The sequence below is a fragment of the Paenibacillus barcinonensis genome (genome assembly GCF_003217495.1).
Taxonomy (GTDB): domain Bacteria; phylum Bacillota; class Bacilli; order Paenibacillales; family Paenibacillaceae; genus Paenibacillus; species Paenibacillus barcinonensis.
On sequence record NZ_QJSW01000007.1, the window covers coordinates 258,103 to 278,652 of the forward strand.

The window sequence follows — 20,550 nt, forward strand, 5'->3', positions numbered from 1 at the left end:
TTTCATAGATTTACCAAATACATATGAAGAGGTGATTGTGTTGATCGGTCGTAGCGGTAACCCTACACTTAAAGACAGCACGTTTGAGAACAGAGGATATGGGGAGGATCGGTATCAGGAGTATATGACGATTAACGGCACGGTGAACAAAGCGTTCATTACGCTAGTCATTCTGCTGGGCAGCGCATTTGCAACGTGGATGATGTTCTTTAACGGACGAGAAGTGTTGCCCCTTGCGTATGGCGGGTTGATTGTCGGTTTCATTCTGGCGCTGGTGATCTCATTCAAACCGGTGGCTGCTCCTTATCTTGTGCCTATCTACGCTGTTGCAGAGGGGATGTTCCTGGGGGCACTCTCGGCAAGGTATGAGTCCCTGTACAATGGTATTACACTACAGGCGGCGTTGTTAACTATTGCAGTATTTATTGCACTTCTGATAGCGTACAAAACAAGATTAATCAAGGCGACAGAAAACTTCAAGCTGGGTGTTGTCGCAGCAACCGGCGGTATTATGATTATGTATCTGCTCAGCTTTGTGCTCAGTTTCTTTGGCATTACAATCCCGTATTTGCATGAGAACAGCCTGATCGGTATCGGAATTTCCGTAGTTATCGTTATTATTGCTGCGCTCAATCTGGTGCTGGATTTTGATTTCATCGAAGGCGGTGCCGAGCAAGGTGCACCCAAATATATGGAGTGGTACGGTGCATTCGGGCTGATGGTAACCCTGGTATGGTTGTATATTGAGATTATTCGTTTGCTCAGCAAACTGCGGAGCCGGGACTAGACGCACGACGCAGCAGTGAGACTAACGATATAGTAGTATTTTGTTGATGTAAGCATAGCCAATGCGTGTAACCTGCGTGTTGGCTTTTTGTGTTATCAGGTTATCCGGTCATTAGTAGCTGTCCTTCTTTGTTGAATGGGTGAAACGAAGCGTTCTCTCCCACCAGCAGACTGAGCTCACCAGACGCGAAATGCCATATCTGGTGAACTCAATGCCAGCAGACGGAAAGATTGTCGGATCACACTACCTGCATTTCCCTGAACCTCATGTGAAGAGACATCAGGACATCATCGCCAGTGTTAGCGACCTTCAACGAATCTGGTATAGATCTGATCGAGTGTCACGATCTCTGGGTTCATAGGCAGTTCTCCATCAGAAGCGCAGGCTGCCAGCATATGCTGTGCATCCAGAGGCTGGCTGTAGAAACGATGCTGCATGACGCGGTCGTTCCGACCTTCTGCTTGGTGCACACTCTGCGAATTACTCTGATTCTGACCTGTCAGCTCTGCATGCCCGGTTTGTGTACATTGCCAGCATAGCTCGTCAGCGGGACCTTGTCCCAGCCCTTTCGGGAGAATAGCAAAAGAGTCCAGCGGCAGCGATAGACCTGTGCCTATAGCTTTAATATAACTTTCCTTCAGCGTCCACAGGCGATAGAAGGTGTGATTCTGCTGGTCGGCAGGCATTGCTGCCAGATACGCATTCTCCTGTGGCGAGAAGAAACGCTCTGCAATCTGCAAGTCGATCGGGGCTATTTTTTCCACATCCACACCCACTTCAGCTGTTCCGCCAGCGATTAATGCGATCCAATCCCCGGAGTGGGAGACGTTGAATGGTACGTGGGGATTATGAACAAGGCAGGGCTTGCCGTAGGCATTACGTGAAAAAGAAAGCTCCTTCGCTGGCACTCCCGTTAATTCACTTAGAGTAATCCTAGTCAACACCTCACCCAGCACAGAGCGATACGCATCTGCTTGATGTACGAAGCGTGCAGCCTGAGCACGGCGCTCTTCCGAGACAAAGGTCAGGAATGAATGCCAGAAGGCATCAGGCAGGACTGCGGGTAGTTGTAGCGCTTGAATTGTTATCATCCTTGATCACCTGATGAACATATTCGGCGTGAACCAGACATTATCCTTGTCATTTCTACCGCGTGATCTGTAACATTGTCACGACGAATCCAGCTCCCTTCAACGGCATGCTGCCAGATTGAGCGAGCGCTGCGATAGCACAGCAGGGAACAAATGGTCCAGCGACTTAAATTCTTTTCAGGGGTATGTTAACCGTTTGGAGTGGATATAGGTTAGAATAGAGATAGATAGCAGGATTAGGAGATGGAAAACATGGCTAATGATGAAGTAATTTTGACACAGGAAGGCTTGGAAAAGCTGGAGGAAGAACTGAAGGAACTGAAAACGGTGAAGCGCAAGGAGCTTGCAGCACGTCTGAAGCTTGCGATCAGTTATGGGGACCTGAAGGAAAACAGTGAGTATCATTCAGCCAAAGATGATCAGGCATTTATGGAGACCCGCATTCTGATTCTGGAGAAAATGCTGACCAAGGCCAGAGTCATTAGTTCGGATAATATCGACTCCACCAAGGTAAGCATCGGTTCAACCGTGCTGCTGAACGATCTGGAATTTGCGGAGAAGATAGAATATCAATTGGTCGGTCCTGCGGAAGCAGATGTATCCGACAATAAAATCTCGTATGAGAGTCCACTCGGTAAAGAGCTAATGGGCAAAGAGGTCGGCAGTGTGATCCATGTCAATGCACCGATGGGTGTTATTAAATACGAACTACTGGAGATTAAGGTATAAACTGCGTAGCATAGCTATGCTTCTTATACACCTGACTCTATAAAAAGTGGAGATGTTTCAGCCCTTTTCCTTACGGATGGCGGTCTGGAACGTCTTTTTTTGTATGTTCCTTGTGTTTCCCCAAGGGCGCTCGTGGTTAAGCTATATACAATTGTTGCAAAATGGATTGAAGCCAATATGGTAAATTTTCGACAAATTGTGATTTTTGCATGACCTGACACACGGAGTAGTATATAATTACGGGAAAACTTTAAAGTGATGGAGTAGATACAATGAATTTGAGTAAGTCGAACCTGGAATCGAACCAAGCTGGCAAAGGAGAGCGCTTCTCGCGTGCCGGTTTCATTCTGGCGGCCATCGGTAGCTCGGTCGGTCTCGGTAACATGTGGAAATTCCCATATATTACAGGTGAAAATGGAGGCGCGGCGTTTTTCCTGCTCTTTATCGTCTGCCTGCTGCTGATCGGTCTGCCTGTATTGCTTGCCGAGCTTGCGATTGGCCGCAGTGGACGTGGCAGTGCAGCTACCGCCTTTATCAAAGCAGGGGGGCATAAAGGCTGGCTTGCGGCAGGTCTGCTGCAAGTATTAACGCCCTTTATCATTCTGTCCTTCTATGTCATCATTGCAGGCTGGACGCTGCAATATGCTGTAACGTCATTTAGTGGCACACTGTTCAATAATCCTGATTATGGCTCACAATTCAACAGTTTCGTAGGCGGGTATATGCCGATTGTATGGCAATTCGTTTCTGTGCTGATTACAGCCTGGATCGTAGCCAAAGGTATCTCCAACGGCATTGAGAGGTTTAACAAGATTTTGATCCCAGCCATGCTGGTTTTGCTCATTATTCTGATGATTCGTGCAGTTACACTGCCGGGCGCAGGGGCCGGGGTTTCCTTTTTCCTGAATCCAGACTTTTCACAGCTTACTACAGAGTCTGCACTCGTTGCACTGGGACATGCCTTCTTCTCGCTGTCGCTGGGTATGGGGATTCTCGTAACGTATGGCTCGTATGTGGACAAAAATCAATCTCTTGGTGCGGCAACGGTTGCCGTCGGTGCTGGTGACCTGTTGTATGCCTTTATCGCAGGGCTGATTATCTTCCCGACCACGTTCTCGTTTGGCATTGCACCTGACCAGGGGCCATCCCTGATCTTCATCGCACTGCCTGCAGCGTTCTCTGCGATGCCGCTTGGTTCTTTCTTTGCCGGCCTGTTCTTTATTTTGCTGGCAATTGCGGCGTTAACATCGGCAGTTTCGCTGCTTGAGGTTCCCGTGAAATATTTCATGGAGCGATTTGCATGGAGCCGTAATCGTGCGGTGTGGAGCATTGCTCTGGCGGTATTCATCGTTGGTCTTCCTTCCGTATTGTCGCTTGGCTTGTTCCCGGAGTGGAAGATCGGCTCGAAAAATGTGTTCGACTGGCTGGACTTCATGGCGTCTAACATTCTGCTGCCTGTCGGCGGGTTACTGGTTACGATCTTTGCGGGTTACTTCTGGAAAACGGCTGCCGAGGCTTCAGGTCTAAGCTCTCGCTGGTTCCGCATCTGGCTGTTCATGCTGCGTTATATCGCGCCGATTCTCGTTCTGCTGGTGCTGCTGCACACGTCGGGTATCATTCATTTCTAAAGTTGTGGAGAGGTGATCCGGCGGTTACGCAGATTTACCAGGCATAAAACCTCTTGGAAGAAATGCAAAAGCCCTTGTGTTCGCCTGTTAATTTTGGGACAATACAGAGTAGAGGTTTTTTGGGGTAATACGACCGATGAGCCATATGCTTTTTTGCGAAAAGAGGTTTATACCATGATTAAATCATCCTTATATGGATTAACATTAGAGCAATTACGTAACTGGCTGCCCGAGCATGGGCAGAAGAAATCCCGTGCTTCCCGCATCTGGGAGTGGTTGTACCAGGAGCGGGTGCATGATTTTACCGGCATGTCCGATGTGCGGCAGGAATGTCTGGACGTTCTTTCCGAGCATTTTACAATGAACTCACTCAGTGAGCATGTGAAGCAGGAGTCATCGGATGGTACGGTGAAATTTCTGCTTCGTTTACAAGACGGCAACCTGATTGAAACTGTACTGATGCGGCAAAAATACGGTCTGACCGTCTGTGTAACGACACAGGTCGGATGCAACATTGGCTGCAGCTTCTGCGCGAGCGGGCTGATCAAGAAAAGTCGTGATCTCTCGGCGGGAGAGATTGTGGAGCAGATCATGCATGTACAGCGGCATCTGGATGCGGCAGGGCAGGGTGAACTTGTCACCAACGTAGTGGTGATGGGTATTGGCGAACCGTTTGACAACTTCGAGCATATGAGCAACTTCATCGAAGTGATCAAGGATCGCAAGGGTCTTGCGCTGGCTGCGAAGCGGATTACCGTATCTACAAGCGGTCTGCCGGACAAAATCAAGGAATTTGCAGACAGCAGTCTGCAAGTCAATCTGGCGATATCCCTGCATGCCCCGAATAATGAATTGCGTACACATATCATGAAGATTAACCGGGCGTTCCCGATTGAACAATTGATGGATGCAGTCGATTATTATCTGGAGAAAACCAACAAACGCATCATGTTTGAATATATTCTGCTTCGGGATGTGAACGATCAGCGTGAGCATGCATCCGAGCTGGCTGAACTGCTGTCCAGTCGCAAGAGCATGGTTAGCGTGAATCTGATCCCATACAATCCGGTGGATGAGCATAGCCAGTATCAGCGGAGCACCGAGGAATCCATCCTCGGCTTCTATGATACGCTGAAGAAGAACAACATTAATTCGACTGTGCGTATGGAGCACGGCACAGATATTGATGCTGCCTGCGGACAACTGCGCAGCAAGCAGATGAAGAATAATGCGGAAGCCAAGGCAAACGGCAAGTCTGATGTGAAAACAGATGCAGGCCGTCTGGCTATGGGTTAACGCAAGGCTTGGTTTAATGAATACAACAAACGCCTTGATCCAATCACTGATGAAGTGAGGATCAAGGCGTTTGTTCAAGTTACAGGCTAATTTACGAGTGTGAGTTGTGAAGATTCAACCTAATTCAACTGCTTGGTCATCAGCAGATGGGGGATACCATCCTCCATGAATACATCGGAAGCCGGAGCGTAGCCCAGACGTGCATAGAAGCCGGAAGCCTGCACTTGAGCGTGCAGCTTGGCCTTCTTCAGCCCGTCCGCAAGCGCCATTTCCTCCAGCTTGTTGATCAACACACGACCCAGGCCATGCTTGCGGTAATCCAGCATGACACAGATGCGCTCCAGCTTGGCGACGTGCTCAACGATGCGCAGTCTGGAGGAGGCTGCCGGCACCCCATCCACATAGAGCAGGATATGACGTGCTTCCGTACCTAGCGCATCATATGCATCAAATTCGTCCGCTGCAGGTACACCTTGTTCTTCTACAAAGATCGCAGTCCGAATGGCAAAACATGCATCAAGCAGCTTCTGGCTATTTGCCTCGACAATCGTTATATTCATCAATAATTCTCCTTCGCATGATCGTAATATCGTAATATCGCAATGAATGCTAACGTGATAAACTAGTGTAGTTATATCATCAAATATGTTGCGAATGCAACAATTTTATAGGAGTGTGAGCTCTGTGAATGAATCGACTGGATTACATGCATTTGATGAACCGAGAGAGGTGTTGCGCGAGATTGGGATGATTGCGCGTTGTCTGGATTCCATCAGTAACGTTGAATTTCAGCATTTGGATCTGTCCAGAGGGCAGTATTTGTATTTGTACCGGATCTGCGAGAACCCTGGCATCATTCCAAACCAATTGGCAGAGCTGATCAAAGTGGATCGTACTACCGCAGCCCGGGCGATCAGCAAGCTGGAGTCAGACGGCTTTATTGTCAAACAGCCAGCATTGGGAAATAAAAAGAATAAGGTGCTGTATCCAACAGCGGCAGGGCTTGAGGCATGGGATTTCATTCGCAGAGAAGGGGTGCACTCGGATCAGGTGACACTGAACGGATTGACAGAGGAAGAGATGCAGACAGCGATACAGCTTTTGCGCAGAATGAGGCATAACATCGAGGTGGACTGGAAATTTGTCAAAAAGGGCGGTCGTCGCTCATACATGGATATTCATGAATAAGCGCACACTGTGGATAAGACCTGCTTCTTTCGTCAGAAGAGGTTCTGCTGCTCTGTCGTATATCCCTGTCAGGAGGAATGGTGTGAAGTTTATTATCCGGAATAAACGCGCATGGTACATACTGCTTCTAGCCGCTTTATCTGTGGCTATTGTATTGCTTTGGAGGGAGCGGTTTGTGATGGAAAAGAGCTCGCCTACAGCTGTTTTTATTGAAGAGCACATGACAAATCCCAATGGTACACTGGCTACCTACCTGAAAGATGCGGTGTCTGAAAGAGCGGATATCGTGGCTGGAAGAGAGGCGCTGTCAGAATCGCTTGGGCTGTGGATGCAATATGCTTTGGCGATGAATAATGAGCCTTTATTCCAGAAGGCATACACCCAGCTCCAGACGTATTATGTGATCCGGCCCGATCTCTATATTGCCTGGAAGCTGGATACACAGGGCAAAGCTCATGTAGCGACGAATGCACTTGGCGACGATCTGCGAATTATGGGAGCGCTGCTGCAAGCGGCTGACCGCTGGGAGCAAGGCAGAGCAGATAAGCTGGCAACGGCGTCGGCTCTTGCAAGGACCTTGACACAGCGAACCGAGCAGCGGGGGTACATGGTCGATTTTTATGATTTTGCAGGCAGACACTCCACCAATACGTTAAGCCTTGTTTATATTGACCTGCTTGCACTGAAGGCCATGAAAGATCATCAGCTGCTGGAGGCGAATGCTTATGAGCGCTATGTTAGCGTACTGCATAAAATGCCTGATGATGGCCTATTCTATCCGAAGAGCTTTGATGTCGTAAACGAGATGTATACCTACGATGCCAAGGTGAATCTGATTGATCAGCTCATTGTGGCGAATCATATGCTGGAGTCGGGGAGCAGACCTGACAAGCTCATTGCTTTTCTGAAAAAAGAGTTCGACACCCGGGGCCACCTTCCCGGTCAGTATGAGCGCACAACCCGTACACCAGCTGTGGACTATGAATCGTCCTCGGTGTATGGCCTCACGATGCTGCTTGCTGTTCGTTCAGGTGATGACGCCTGGGCTAAACAGCTGTACAAGCATATGGTTACGTTGCGGGGGCAGGATTCTCGTTATCCGGGTGGTTATGTGTTTGATGGAAACACACATCTGTTCGATAATCTGTTTCCACTTCTAGGAGAAACGGCATTGTATAATTTGCTGAAAAAGTAGGAGACCTATGGACAATAAAGCCAATACCTATCGTCTTGCCTGGGGCTATGCCATTTTAATTGGCCTTGCCATCGTACAGCAGCTTCTGGTGTATGTGCATCTGTATCTGAATCAGAGCTATACCTTGCTTCATATCGGTTTGAGCACCGCATCACTTGCAGCACTCGCTTTGGGGCTGTTACTACCTGTAGGCGTGTCGGTTGTGCTTGGCTTTGTGTATCTGGTCATCTATTTTGTGTGGCTGGTAACCTTTGCAGATGCCAATGTCCTTGTGTTTTCGTGGTGGCTGCTTATTCCGGCCAATCTGGCTGTTGCGGCTGTCATTAAGAGAAGGCTGGTACGCAGCGCGCGTGTCATTGAACGTCTGGAGCAGATGAAGGATCGAAATCCGGAGATTGATCTGGATACAACACTGGGCAATAAGCAAGCCCTTGGAGACATATTAATCAAGCAGAGCAATCTTGCGCGCCGTTATTCGGATTGTTACGGATTTTGCGTGGCGATGTTTAAGATCGAGTTTCTGCCGCTTGTGCTGGAGTCGCTCGGTTCAGCGCGGTATGCCCGATTTCTGCTGGAAATTTCTCAGACCATTCAGAAGCAGATTCGCTATGAGGACTACAAATTTTTCGTAGACCGCGGGCGGTTTGTCATTCTGTGCCCGATGGTGAATGTGGATTATTTACCGATGCTAACGCGCCGGATCAAAAAAAATATAATGGACCTGGAAGTGCTCGACAAGCGGGGGAACGAACTGCAAACGGTTATCAAATCCGGGGCGCTTGTGTTCCAGAAGGAGCAGTTCGACAAGTATGACAATATTGACGCTGTGCTTGCGGCACTGGAACGAAACACAGAGACGGATCTGATTGGAGAATATATCTAACAGGAAGGAGCGCGGCGAATGGATTATATGACGTGGTTTATCCCGATCTGTATTGCTGTCAGTTGCACCTTTGCGGTATTTACCATCATGTTAACCATCGCGACGCTTCGTTTTCGCTCCAGAGTGATTCGCAGGTATGATCGGAGGAAAACGAGTGGCTGATATCATTCTGATCTTGTCGATATTCAGTATCTGGATCGCCGTATTTGAATCTATCGTAATTATGGGTGGAGCTATTCGTTTTATTCGCAAGCAGGAGAAGAGAGGGATTCAGATCCCGGCAAATATGGATCATTATCCAACCGTCACGGTGATGGTACCGGCTCATAACGAGGGAATCGTCATTGTGGCAACCGTGGAGCACATCCTGCGTCTGAATTATCCTGAAGACAAGGTACAGATTATCGTCATTGCGGATAACTGCACGGATGATACGGCGATGCGGTTGCATTCCTTTCTTGGTCAAACGAGCTATATGCATCGCAATGTTACTGTTCTTGAGCGCAAAGGCACTGGCGGCAAATCCGGCGCGCTGAATGATGGGCTGGGGCTGGCGACGGGGGAATGGATCTGCATATTTGATGCAGATGCCGCACCCGAGCGAAATTCACTGATGTTTCTCGCGCAAAAATCATTGGAAGACCCTGAACGCTACGGTGTCGTATTCGGCAGGAACAAGGCACGTAACCGGGGGCAAAACTTTCTCTCCAAATGCATTAATCTGGAGATTATAACGTCCCAGCGTGTCTACCATACAGGTCTGTGGGAGCTGTTCAAGCTCGGAACGATCCCAGGCACGAATTACATTATCAAAAGCAAGCTCATCCGTGAGATTGGCGGCTGGGATGTGACGGCCATTACCGAGGATACGGCCCTTTCGTTCGAGATTATGAACCGCGGCCAGCTGGTTGCTCTGGCCCCGCAAGCGGAAGCGTACCAGCAGGAGCCGGAGCAGCTGCGTGTATACATGAAGCAGCGTGAGCGCTGGGCGAAGGGAAACTATCAGGTTGTACTGGATAACATTCATAACCTGTTTAATCGTTCGAGCTGGCGCAATAAATTGCTGGTGCTGTACTATGCGGTTAGTTACTTTTGGTTTATGCTGGCGATCATTGTTTCCGATATCATCTTTGTAGTGAATCTTGTGTACATGATCATTGCGATATTCAAACCGGAGGTTCGTTCGCCATTCCAGTTTGCCGGCGATGCCTACATCTATCTGGTTATTGGATGGGCATTGATGTATTTTATCTATGTGCTGCAAATTAACCTTGCGCTGGCAGCGGATATCGGGCAGAGCAACACCCGCAATTTTATCTATGCGTGTGTATCGTATTTCACCTATGCGCAGCTCTTCATTCTAATCTCCATTCGCGCATTCTACAATCTGATGTTGGACAAAATACGCAAACGCGAGAGCAAATGGTACAAAACGGAGCGCTTTGGATAGACGTTAAGACGGGATAAAAGGGAGCGGAACTCAACACTTTACATCGTGCACTCCGATAACAGATAGTCATAAATAAAAAAGTATAGGTGATGAGAGGCTGTTTACGGACGAATTCCGTGAGCGGTCTTTTTGTTATGGCGGGAGCATGCTATATTTGGTATACTTTTACAGATAATAGGCAGCAAAATAATATGGTATTGGGCAACTCATGCACGAACGGAGGTTTGTACAATATGAGTGAAAAAGGCTCGGATTTTTATGATAATGATGCTGTATTTCAGACGTATATGGAACTTCGACAAGGACAGGACAATGCCAATGATACGCTGGAGAAGCCGGTTATCCTGGAGTTGATCGGGGATGCTGCAGGCAAGAATATGCTAGACCTCGGCTGCGGTGATGCAAGATTTGCCACAGAGCTGTTGGGAGTAAGGCACAACGGCTTGGCATATACAGGTGTGGAGGGTTCGACTAATATGGTCACATCGGCCCGCGAGTCGGTTAAGGGATTAAATGCCCGAATCGAGCACTCTTACCTGGAGGAATGGAGCTATCCGACGGATACATATGATCTTGTTATTTCAAGATTGGCTATACATTACATTGAGGATGTGAACAGCCTGTTCCGCAGTGTATATAGTACGCTGAAAAAGAACGGCCTGTTTGTCTTCTCGGTAGAACATCCAGTCATTACTTCAACGCTTCAGCCCTCTGGCATGGAAACGAACTGGGTTGTGGATCAATATTTCATTGAGGGGTATCGGGAGCAGCAGTGGCTTGGGGGTTCTGTGAAGAAAATGCACCGTTCTATTGAATCCTACTACATGGCGCTGCAGCAGGCTGGATTCCGTGTGGAGCAGCTACGTGAATCTGCGCCGCAGCGTGCCAACTTCAGTGATGAAGAGAACTATGAGCGAAGAAAACACATCCCGCTATTCCTGTTCCTGGCGGCGCGTAAACCGGATTAAAGTAATACGAAAGACCGGGAAGGGCGGATGTGTGGAGCGCAAGATGTAAGTTATACTCAGTTAAGGCGAAGTTCTGCACAGAAAACCGTGGATAACACAACATATAGGAGTGAAAAGCCCAAAAACTATCCACATGTGGATAAGATTTTGGGCTTTGTTTATTTTTTTATCCCCATAGTCTGCTTTGTCAGGCTTTTCTGTGCTCATCAATTCAGACGCATTAGCAAAATTTCGCTCCTCTCCAAGGGGAAGTTTGCCACTACGAGCGCTAACGATCAGGAGAAGCCTTATTTCGGCATATTTGGTCTTTGAAATATTCTAACGATTCCCAAAGACGCTATTCAGCTGAGATCCACCTGATGATGAGCACTGGTCCTGGGACGCTGCCGCCCGGACATAGACCCGCTCATCATGCCGATCCACCACTACAGGTGCTTCGAAGAAATCACTTAATACACTGGGAGTCATCAGATCGTCAGTGAGACCGCTCCCGAAGACTTCTCCCCGCCTGAGCAGAAGACTATGCCGGAATACAGGCAGTATCTCCTCGGTATGGTGCGTGACATAGATCAGCGAAGGCGTATCCGCACGCTCTGTCAGTTCTCGGATGCTGTGCAGCAGACGTTCTCGGGAGAATAGATCAAGTCCATTACAGGGCTCGTCCAGAATAAGCAGCTGCGGATTCGCCATCAGGGCGCGGGCAATGAGAAGCTTCTGCTTCTCTCCTTGAGAACAAGTACGGTACTCGCGGTCCCACAGATGCTGACAGCCCAGCGTTTGCATCCAATGCATGGCCTGTTCCAGGTCCTCGTCTGCCAGCTTGTCATATAGACCAATCGTGGCGTGTTTGCCGCTGATGACCACATATTGCGTGCGGTCAGCCGCATGCAGCTTCTCCTGCAGGGAGGAGCTTACCCAGCCAATCGACTTCCGAAGTTCTCTCAGGTCTACACTGCCGTATTCATGGCCGAGCACCGAGATGCTGCCTTCGGTAGGCCACAGGTAGCCGGTGATCATGTTGAGGAGCGTTGTTTTGCCGGAGCCGTTCAGGCCAAGCAGCGCCCAGTGTTCGCCTTTGTTTACACGCCAGCTGACATCGTGCAGCAGCGTGAGAGGCCCTCTTTTCCAAGTGACATGTTGTACATCAATCATCATTGGCTTATTCTTTCCCCCTATTAGATAGATATCTCTCGTCATTGTCTTGATCTTATTGTATTCAACATCCTGTAGACGTTTCAATGGTTCGCTATGCCTTATCAGATTGATCACTGCGCAAGAAAACAGCACACACGCCGATTAATGGTAAAAAAGAACACAGCCGGATGACGAATGAAATACGGGTCACATCAATCAGTGAACCGAGGCGACACAACTGTGCCCAATCGCTTGTGGAGAAGGAGGAATACCAGGCAGAACAGAGGGAATGTTCTTGCCTTTTTTTGTGTTTGCCAAAGCTACATCTGTCTTCAGAGCATTCCCTTAGCGCCGGGATTGCAAAATTATTTTGAGGGTCATCACTGATTTTTGTTGTTGCCAAACGATGAAGACTTTGCTAAGATGGGAAAAAAAGTTTATGAAAGCGTATACATTTAGGTAAAAATTACAACGTTGTAATTATAGTGTGTGTTGAGAGCTAATAAATCCACATACATATTGTATGCTTGAATAACAAAGTATAACTTGATTTTTAATTCTATTTTCTCAGCAGATTTATTCTAAAAAGAGAGATAGGATTTTATTTTTAAACAAAAATTCAAACGTTGTAATTACGAAGCGAAGGGGAGTGTTTACGTTGAAAAAACGCATGTCCACGCTGTTCAGTCTGATTCGGCGCGATAAGTATTTGCTGCTGATGTTCTCGCCCATTTTTCTGTATTACGTCATCTTTATGTATCTGCCGATGCCTGGTGTACTGCTGGCATTTCGCAATTTCATGCCGGGCCAGGGAATGTTTAGCGGAGATTGGGTGGGCTTGCGCTGGTTTGAGCAGTTCGTGAACTCGATTTACTTCTGGCGGCTGCTGCGCAACACCTTTTTGCTGGCCTTTCTGCCGCTGCTGTTCGGCTTCTCCATCCCCATTATATTCGCAGTCTGCATCGTAGAGATCAAGAACCGGACGTTCAAACGCTTCGCCCAGACTGTAACTTATCTTCCCCACTTTATCTCCACCGTCGTGGTAGCCGGCATGATTATCAACTTCCTGTCACCAACAGACGGTATTGTGAACACCCTCATCGCAAGTCTCGGCATGGACAAAATCAACTTCATGATGGACGCCGGCTGGTTCCGTACCATCTTCACCAGTTCCGATATCTGGCAGAGCTTCGGCTTTAGCTCCATCATCTACATCGCAGCCATTATGGGTATTGATCCCGAGATGTACGACTCTGGCAAAATCGACGGTGTGAACAAATTTCAGGAGCTGTGGCATCTGACGCTTCCTAGCATTAAACCAACCATTGTCATTCTGCTGCTGCTGTCGCTTGGCGGCATTATGAGTGTAGGCTTCGAGAAGGTATATCTGCTCTATAACGGAGCCACGTATGAAACAGCGGATGTGCTGTCCACCTACGTATACCGCATGGGGATCGAGGGTCAGAACTATGGCTTCGCTACAGCGGTCGGCCTGTTCAACTCCATCATCACGTTTGTACTAGTCTTTGCAGCCAATTCCATGACCCGCCGCCTGACCAAAATGTCACTCTGGTAAAACCACACTGAATTAAAGGAGAGCCTGTATGCAAAAATCGAGAAGTGACCGATTGTTCTACGTATTTGTCTACCTGCTGACGATTCTGGCTGTTGTTGTCACCCTGTATCCGTTCCTGTATGTGGTCAGCATTTCCTTCAGCTCGGTGGACGCAATCGACAAGCAAAAAGTCGTGCTCTGGCCCGTTGGCTTCACACTTTCAGGATATCAGATGGTGCTGCAATACAAGGAGCTGTGGGTGTCGTTCTATAACACCGTCTGGTACACCGTTGTAGGCACGATGCTGAACATTGTGGCAACCTGCCTGGCGGCGTTTCCGTTGTCGAGACAGCAGTTTTTCCTGCGGCGCAAGCTGAACTTTTTTATCGCCTTTACGATGTATTTCTCGGGTGGACTGATCCCGGTGTACATGATGATTACGTCGCTCGGACTGTATAATACCCGCTGGGTGATGGTGCTGCCCGTGCTGGTGATTACGTTTAACGTGATGATCTGCCGCTCGGCTTTTGAAGGTATCCCGAATGAAATATTTGAAAGCGCTAGCATAGATGGGGCGAATGAGTTAACGATGCTGTATCGCCTTGCTGTTCCGATCATCAAGCCTACGCTTGCTGTGCTGACGCTGTACTACGCTGTATTTCACTGGAACAACTTCTTCTCGGCTCTGCTATATCTGGGCAAACAGGATATGCAGCCCCTCCAGATGTTCCTGCGAAGGGTGCTGATCATGGCCTCGCCAGAGGTTATGCAGAAGATGGGCGGTACGATGACTTCCGGTGCACTGGCGGTATCCACATTGCAGGTTCGTTATGTATCCATCGTAGTCAGCATTCTGCCGATTGTGATGATTTACCCGTTTATCCAACGGTACTTCGTTAAGGGGATTACCCTCGGAGCCGTGAAAGGATAGATTGTGTTACCCAGGCAGCATCGTCAGGCAGAGAGGGAGCAAGTTTTTTCAGGGAGTTCAAAATGGTCCATACCAAGGAGGAATGAAGAATGAGATTCAAAGGGGCAGGAAGACAAACGGTAATAGCGGCAATACTTGCACTGAGCTTGGCGGGATGCAGCAGTGGAACAGGGGCAGGAACGGATGCGGGGAATACACCTGCAAGCGCAGAGCCGGCATTCAATTATACGGGGGCAGGGCCTGTAACGGATCAGCCGGATGCGAAGCTGTCTATTCTCGGAACCAATGCATGGACGACTAACGTGGACTTGTCCACCGCAGCGATTGTGAAGAAAATCGAAAGCAATGCAGGTGTTACGGTAGACTGGGATCTGATCCCGCCGCAGAACTACGCCGATGCGGTGAACCCGAGACTTGCTGCGGGCACAGGCTTGCCGGATATCGTATACCTGCCGGATCAGGATCAGTTGATGAAATACATTAACAGTGGCCTGTTCATTCCCATTAATGATCTGGTGGACAAATATGGCGTGAATCTGAAAAAAATATATGAAAAGTCGCCTTCCGTGAAAGCCAGTTTAACGACACCAGATGGTAAAATGTATTATATCCCGCAGCAGACGCTGACGCGGAACTATATGCCTGTATTTATGGTCAATGAACGCTGGCTAAAGAAGCTTGGCTTAAACGAGCCGACTACGCTCGATGAATTTACGGCGATGCTGCGCAAGTTCAAAACGGAGGACCCGAACGGTAACGGCAAAGCCGATGAAATTCCGCTGTCGATGGAGTCCAAATTCGTGCCGATGGCGTTTGGCCCGGCCTTTGGGCTTGATCTGTCCAACCAGTTCTATGCCGATGATCAGGGCAAAGTGCATTTCAGCTATTATGAGCCTGCCTACAAGGAATATCTGACGTATCTGAACGGACTGTATAAGGAAGGGCTGCTTGGAGTTGATTATGCCAGCACCACGAGTGATCAGGTGACCTCGCGGATTTCGCAGGATGTAACTGGAGCCACATTTAATTTCAGCTGGTACATGTCGATGGTCTACAGCCCGCTGTTCAAGGATTACAAGCCGGAAGAGCCGATCATCAAAGGCATATTGCCATTGAAAGGGCCGCATGGCGACCAGTTTTACATCGGACGTACGCCGGTCAGCGGCATCTTCGGCATTACGAAGGACAGCAAAAATCCGGAGCTTGCCTTCCGCTTCCTCGATTATGCCGTTAGTGAAGAGGCGCAGACGTATTACACATGGGGCATCAAGGATGACACGTATACGGAAGAGAATGGCGTGAAGAAATTCACGGATAAAGGCAAGGACAACGAGTACATTCAGAAGCTCGGGATCGGCCCGGTGAATCTGCCTAACATCCAGTCCACTGATTCGGCGGACTCCATCGTAGCCCCTTGGCATGCGAAGCTGGACAAAGAACTGGAGAAATATGTACGTGAACCGTTTCCGTTTGTGTATGCACTGCCCGATGAGGCAAGTGTAGAGAGCATGTCCATGCCGGACATCACCACATATGTGGAAGAGATGAACTTCAAATTTATTAGCGGTGACGCAAGTCTGGATCAGTTCGACAGTTATATCGAAACACTCAAGAAGATGAATGTAGAACAGGTCATTGCTGGCAGACAGGCACAGTATGATCGTTACAAGTCTGCACAGAAATAGGCATTGGCTTGTCAGGCATATGAGAGGTGTTGATTGATTTTGATTACCATTAAAGATATAGCCAAACTGGCGGGGGTGAGCTACAGCACGGTATCCAAGGCGCTGAATGATGATCCCCGGATTAAACCGGCGACCAAACAGAAGGTGCTCGCGGTAGCGGAGAAACATCAATACCGGAAAAACATGCTGGCCCGGCAGCTCTCCACCGGCAGAAGCAACATCATTGGATTTGTGCTCGATGAACTCAGTAACCCGCTCTTCTCCAACATATCCGGCAGTCTGCATACCGAGCTGAAGAAGCGGGGATATCAGATGATCCTGGTAGTGGCCGATGACGGAGTGGATGTGTTCAGCCAGCTGCGTGTGGACGGTTGTATTCTTTGGGATTATGCACTGGACAATCGGGACGTGTTTTGGAAAAAGTTTGCGACCCTCAACATGCCGTGCTTTGTGCTCGGTACAGATGAAGCGCCGAACTCTCCTTACATCAAGATTGATCGTAAGGAGGGACTTTTCAAAGCGGTGGAGCATCTGAAGTCTCTCGGGCACAGCCGGATTGGATTCATCGGCAATTCGCAACATGTCAAGCTGGAGGGATACAGGGAAGCTCTGCAGCGCACGGGTCTTGCTTTTAATGAAGACCATGTGCTGCCAGCACATTCCTCTTGGGAAGACGGTTATTTTGCCATCCGAAATTATACATTTGGCCCGGATTCTCCTACCGCGTTTATTGGCCTGAACAACCTGGTGACGCGGGGGGCTCTCCGGGCGTTGCTTGAAGCGGGGTATAGCGTACCGCGTGATATCTCGATTATCGGTTATGACGATCTGCCCGATATGCAATATGCAGAGGTTGCTCTGACCACAATCGGCCCGCCGCTGGATGAACTGGCTGTCCAGGCGGCAGAGCTGATCGTATCCCTGATCCGTGATGAGCAGGTCGAGGTTCCAGTTGTCATTCAGCCGAGGCTGAATCTTCGCAATTCAACGGCGGTGTGCCGACATTAAATAGTGGTACCTCAACCATTTTAGGGACAGGTTATGCAAGCAAGGCATAGGGTGGCTTATGAGACTCGGCGTGTCGCTGTAAGGCAAAAAGTTGGCAACGTTTGATCCATCTGTCTGGTTGCAGGTGGCAAGGAGCAGGTCGCAGTGTGTTTGGTCAACAGTATTCGGTATAAGGCGGGCTTATCAGGTCAACGCAAACAAGACGGTTGAGTAAGTGAATTCTACAAGCGGAATATGATGACAGGAGGTGCCGTGATGCAGGTGCAGACACAGTTATCCTGGTCGGAGCGAATTGCAGCTACGATCATGCAGCAGTGTGACGATGACGGCTTCCATGCGTTCCCTTCGGGACGATGGGCTTATGTGGAAGGCATGACATTGATGGCGATGGCACGCACGGGAGAATGCTATAAGAAGCCGGAATATTTTGATTTTATGAAAAGACATATGGACCTGTATGTGCAGCCGAATGGCTCCATCAGTACGTACTCTCTGGAAGAATATAATCTGGACCAGATTAATCAGGGCAAAAATCTGTTTGCACTACTGGATGGTGCGGAGGATGAGCGCTATGCCGAGGCAGCCCACCTGCTTGCCGCACAGCTTGCAGGCCAGCCACGCACGTCTCAAGGCGGATTCTGGCATAAAAAAATCTATCCATTCCAGATGTGGCTGGATGGGCTGTATATGTCGTCACCCTTCCTTGCTCAATATGCGAAGACGTTCCGGCATCCAGAGTTATGGGATGAAGTGGCACATCAGATTTTGCTGGTCGAACAAAAGACGCGTGATCCGCGTACCGGGCTGCTGTATCATGGCTGGGATGAATCGAAGGAGCAGATCTGGGCGGATTCTCTGACCGGATGTTCGCCGCATTTCTGGAGCCGGGCGATGGGGTGGTATGCGATGGCGATTGTAGACAGTGTGGAGCATTTTCCACTGAATCATCCGAAGCGCGGCACAATCATTGGCATCTTCGAGCGCATGTGTAATGCGTTAGTTCGAGTACAGGAGCAGGATAGCGGATTATGGTTCCAGGTGCTGGATCAGGGCTTCCGCAAAGGGAACTATCTCGAAGCTTCGGGCTCAAGCATGTTTGTATATGCACTTGCGAAGGGAGTTCGCTTACGCTATCTGGAGCCACATTTCCGCGGAGCGGCCGAGAAAGGCTGGCAAGGTCTGACCACCAGATTAATAGAGGAAACGGCTGACGGTGTAAGGTTAAACGGCATATGCCACGGGGCAGGGCTGAGTCTGGACCGGGATGGCTCCTACGGTTATTATGTGAGCGAAGCGGTTGTAAGCGATTCCTTTATGGGGGTTGCTCCGCTGCTGCTGGCTGCACTGGAAATGGAGCGATTGCCATGACGGACCAGCGATTGGCGGAAGAAGGTGTGGCGGCGGGTTTTGCATGGGGTTCATCGGCCTCGGACGCTTATATCACCGTTGCTTCCGATGGGTCAGGAGATTATTCGAGCATTCAGGCCGCAATCGACGCGCTGCCGGACAACGGCACGGATGGTGTTGGCAGCGCCAGCAGTAGCAATGACATTCTTCCGATTCGGGTGAAGGCAGGCGTATATTATGAGAAGCTGCATCTGGAGAAGCCGGGTATTCATCTCATCGGTGAAGGAGCGGAGCAGACCATCATCACGTATGATGATCATGCGCTCAAGAGATTCCCGGACGGCTCGCAGTATCACACATTCCATTCCTATACAGCGTTTATTGGTGCGGATGATTTTACGGCAGAAGGCCTGTCATTTGTGAACTCGGCTGGTCCGGGCAAGGATGTAGGCCAGGCGCTGGCGGTGTACGTGGACGGGGATCGTGCAGTGTTTCGCAGCTGTCATTTCATCGGCCATCAGGATACGATCTTCACCGGTCCGCTGCCGGAGCAGCCCTTGGACCGAAGTTATTTTGGCGGGCCGCGTGATGGTGCGGAGCGGCGGAAGTTAAGGCAGTACTTCGATAATTGTTATATCGAAGGCGATATCGACTTTATTTTTGGCTCGGCTACGGTGGTGTTTAAGGGTTGTGAGATTTATACGAAAAGTCGCTTGACTGATGCGGAGGTGGCTGAAGGGCAAGTGAATGGCTGGATTACGGCAGCGTCTACACCGAAGGATGTGCGTTACGGCTATGTATTCGTGGATTGTGATCTGACCAGCAATGCTCCTCCGCAATCGGTGTATCTGGGCAGGCCATGGCGGAACGATGCCAAAGTCTGTTTCCTGAACTGCTGGATGGGCGCGCATGTGAAGCAGGAGGGCTGGCATAACTGGGATAAGGCAGATGCTGAAGCTACGGTTCGCTATGCGGAGTACAAAAGTGCTGGGCCCGGCGCCGGACGTATAGGTGAGCGTGCTCCATGGTCAAAAATACTGACAGATGAAGAAGCAGCGGAGTATGCGTTATCCCGCGTGCTGTCCGGGGAGGATGGCTGGAGGCCGTTTGAATGAGCTGGAGTCGAAGCTGGAACCAGAGAGTGGAGACGAGGTAATAGCTGGAGTTGAGTCTGGAGCTAGAGTAGTGCGGTTCCTTTGCAGGCCAGAGTGATCTATAGTAACAATTTCCTTGAATGAGTATTGTTCACAAAGCGAATAAAGACTGTGCCTGGAATCCAAAATGGATTTAGACACAGTCTTTTAGTGCTTGTTATTCAGGATGGTGTGTCATATTTGCTCCAAACACTGGTCATGAGCCTTAATTGGGTCATATCGGCGGTGGCTGAGAAGCAGTCAATAGCGATACGGCGAATCACATCCAATAGTAGCTAATGTCAATGTTGATAAGGTTGTCGCGCATCACACATCACAAATTACGCCTCACTACAAGGCGTTGTATTTCTCTAGCTATGATGAACGTAAACAAGGATAGCCCCCACATATTGCTGAGCATCGTAGGTTAAAATGGAAAGTGTCAAGACCACCATTTCAGAGCTACACAGCAAAGGAGAGCTATCACTATGCAGTCTACCACAAAATTCATCGGTTTAGATGTGTCCAAAGAAAAAAATTCG

19 protein-coding genes are annotated in these 20,550 nt (G+C 49.2%); 16 read left to right on the forward strand and 3 right to left on the reverse strand.

What is annotated here, in order from left to right; all coding sequences use genetic code 11:
• Positions 1-40: 40 nt before the first annotated feature.
• Positions 41-787: a Bax inhibitor-1/YccA family protein gene (locus tag DFQ00_RS13820; RefSeq protein WP_110897061.1), complete on the forward strand. Its 747-nt coding sequence runs from the start codon at positions 41-43 to the stop codon at positions 785-787.
• A gap of 299 nt (positions 788-1,086) precedes the next feature.
• Here the strand turns inward: DFQ00_RS13820 and DFQ00_RS13825 are convergent, their stop codons facing one another.
• Entirely contained in the window at positions 1,087-1,878 is a 792-nt protein-coding gene (locus DFQ00_RS13825) for a 4'-phosphopantetheinyl transferase family protein (RefSeq protein ID WP_110897062.1), read from the reverse strand.
• Positions 1,879-2,130: 252 nt separating this feature from the next.
• Here DFQ00_RS13825 and greA point away from each other — a divergent pair, with 252 nt between their 5' ends.
• The 3 genes from greA (at position 2,131) to rlmN (ending at position 5,531) form a co-directional block, all read left to right on the forward strand.
• Complete coding sequence (gene greA / locus DFQ00_RS13830; protein WP_110897063.1) at positions 2,131-2,607, forward strand: transcription elongation factor GreA; 477 nt, start codon at positions 2,131-2,133, stop codon at positions 2,605-2,607.
• A gap of 272 nt (positions 2,608-2,879) precedes the next feature.
• Positions 2,880-4,235 carry a sodium-dependent transporter gene (locus tag DFQ00_RS13835; protein ID WP_110897064.1) on the forward strand — a complete coding sequence of 452 codons (1,356 nt, stop codon included), beginning with the start codon at positions 2,880-2,882 and terminating at the stop codon, positions 4,233-4,235.
• Between the two features lie 174 nt (positions 4,236-4,409).
• Positions 4,410-5,531, forward strand: coding sequence for a dual-specificity RNA methyltransferase RlmN (gene rlmN, locus DFQ00_RS13840; protein ID WP_110897065.1), 1,122 nt, complete (start codon positions 4,410-4,412; stop codon positions 5,529-5,531).
• 119 nt (positions 5,532-5,650) lie between these two features.
• Here the strand turns inward: rlmN and DFQ00_RS13845 are convergent, their stop codons facing one another.
• Positions 5,651-6,091, reverse strand: coding sequence for a GNAT family N-acetyltransferase (locus DFQ00_RS13845; RefSeq protein ID WP_110897066.1), 441 nt, complete (start codon positions 6,089-6,091; stop codon positions 5,651-5,653).
• 187 nt (positions 6,092-6,278) lie between these two features.
• Between DFQ00_RS13845 and DFQ00_RS13850 the strand changes: the two genes are divergently transcribed.
• From DFQ00_RS13850 to DFQ00_RS13870, 6 genes are all read left to right on the forward strand, one after another.
• Positions 6,279-6,719 (forward strand): MarR family winged helix-turn-helix transcriptional regulator, encoded by a 441-nt coding sequence (locus tag DFQ00_RS13850; protein ID WP_244213840.1) that lies wholly within the window; start codon positions 6,279-6,281, stop codon positions 6,717-6,719.
• Positions 6,720-6,801: 82 nt separating this feature from the next.
• On the forward strand, positions 6,802-7,914 hold the full coding sequence (locus DFQ00_RS13855; protein ID WP_244213835.1) for a glycosyl hydrolase family 8: 1,113 nt from the start codon (positions 6,802-6,804) through the stop codon (positions 7,912-7,914).
• A 7-nt stretch (positions 7,915-7,921) separates the two neighbouring features.
• Positions 7,922-8,797: a diguanylate cyclase domain-containing protein gene (locus tag DFQ00_RS13860; protein ID WP_110897068.1), complete on the forward strand. Its 876-nt coding sequence runs from the start codon at positions 7,922-7,924 to the stop codon at positions 8,795-8,797.
• An 18-nt stretch (positions 8,798-8,815) separates the two neighbouring features.
• Positions 8,816-8,959: a hypothetical protein gene (locus DFQ00_RS29185; RefSeq protein WP_167433713.1), complete on the forward strand. Its 144-nt coding sequence runs from the start codon at positions 8,816-8,818 to the stop codon at positions 8,957-8,959.
• Positions 8,952-10,247: a glycosyltransferase family 2 protein gene (locus DFQ00_RS13865; protein WP_110897069.1), complete on the forward strand. Its 1,296-nt coding sequence runs from the start codon at positions 8,952-8,954 to the stop codon at positions 10,245-10,247. The genes DFQ00_RS29185 and DFQ00_RS13865 overlap by 8 nt, the downstream gene beginning before the upstream one ends.
• A 233-nt stretch (positions 10,248-10,480) precedes the next feature.
• A complete protein-coding gene (locus tag DFQ00_RS13870; RefSeq protein ID WP_110897070.1) occupies positions 10,481-11,215 on the forward strand; it encodes a class I SAM-dependent DNA methyltransferase in 735 nt (244 codons plus the stop codon).
• Between the two features lie 318 nt (positions 11,216-11,533).
• Here the strand turns inward: DFQ00_RS13870 and DFQ00_RS13880 are convergent, their stop codons facing one another.
• Positions 11,534-12,370, reverse strand: coding sequence for an ABC transporter ATP-binding protein (locus DFQ00_RS13880; protein WP_110897072.1), 837 nt, complete (start codon positions 12,368-12,370; stop codon positions 11,534-11,536).
• A 649-nt stretch (positions 12,371-13,019) separates the two neighbouring features.
• Between DFQ00_RS13880 and DFQ00_RS13885 the strand changes: the two genes are divergently transcribed.
• From DFQ00_RS13885 to DFQ00_RS13910, 6 genes are all read left to right on the forward strand, one after another.
• Positions 13,020-13,925 carry an ABC transporter permease gene (locus DFQ00_RS13885; RefSeq protein ID WP_110897097.1) on the forward strand — a complete coding sequence of 302 codons (906 nt, stop codon included), beginning with the start codon at positions 13,020-13,022 and terminating at the stop codon, positions 13,923-13,925.
• A 28-nt stretch (positions 13,926-13,953) separates the two neighbouring features.
• The gene (locus DFQ00_RS13890; RefSeq protein ID WP_110897073.1) at positions 13,954-14,835 is read left to right on the forward strand and encodes a carbohydrate ABC transporter permease; all 882 of its coding nucleotides are present in this window, start codon (positions 13,954-13,956) and stop codon (positions 14,833-14,835) included.
• An 89-nt stretch (positions 14,836-14,924) separates the two neighbouring features.
• Positions 14,925-16,520, forward strand: coding sequence for an extracellular solute-binding protein (locus DFQ00_RS13895; RefSeq protein ID WP_110897074.1), 1,596 nt, complete (start codon positions 14,925-14,927; stop codon positions 16,518-16,520).
• Between the two features lie 39 nt (positions 16,521-16,559).
• Positions 16,560-17,528: a LacI family DNA-binding transcriptional regulator gene (locus DFQ00_RS13900; RefSeq protein ID WP_167433714.1), complete on the forward strand. Its 969-nt coding sequence runs from the start codon at positions 16,560-16,562 to the stop codon at positions 17,526-17,528.
• A 255-nt stretch (positions 17,529-17,783) separates the two neighbouring features.
• Positions 17,784-18,896 carry a glycoside hydrolase family 88/105 protein gene (locus DFQ00_RS13905; protein WP_110897076.1) on the forward strand — a complete coding sequence of 371 codons (1,113 nt, stop codon included), beginning with the start codon at positions 17,784-17,786 and terminating at the stop codon, positions 18,894-18,896.
• A complete protein-coding gene (locus DFQ00_RS13910; RefSeq protein WP_110897077.1) occupies positions 18,893-19,990 on the forward strand; it encodes a pectinesterase family protein in 1,098 nt (365 codons plus the stop codon). The genes DFQ00_RS13905 and DFQ00_RS13910 overlap by 4 nt, the downstream gene beginning before the upstream one ends.
• The last annotated feature ends 560 nt before the right edge of the window (positions 19,991-20,550 follow it).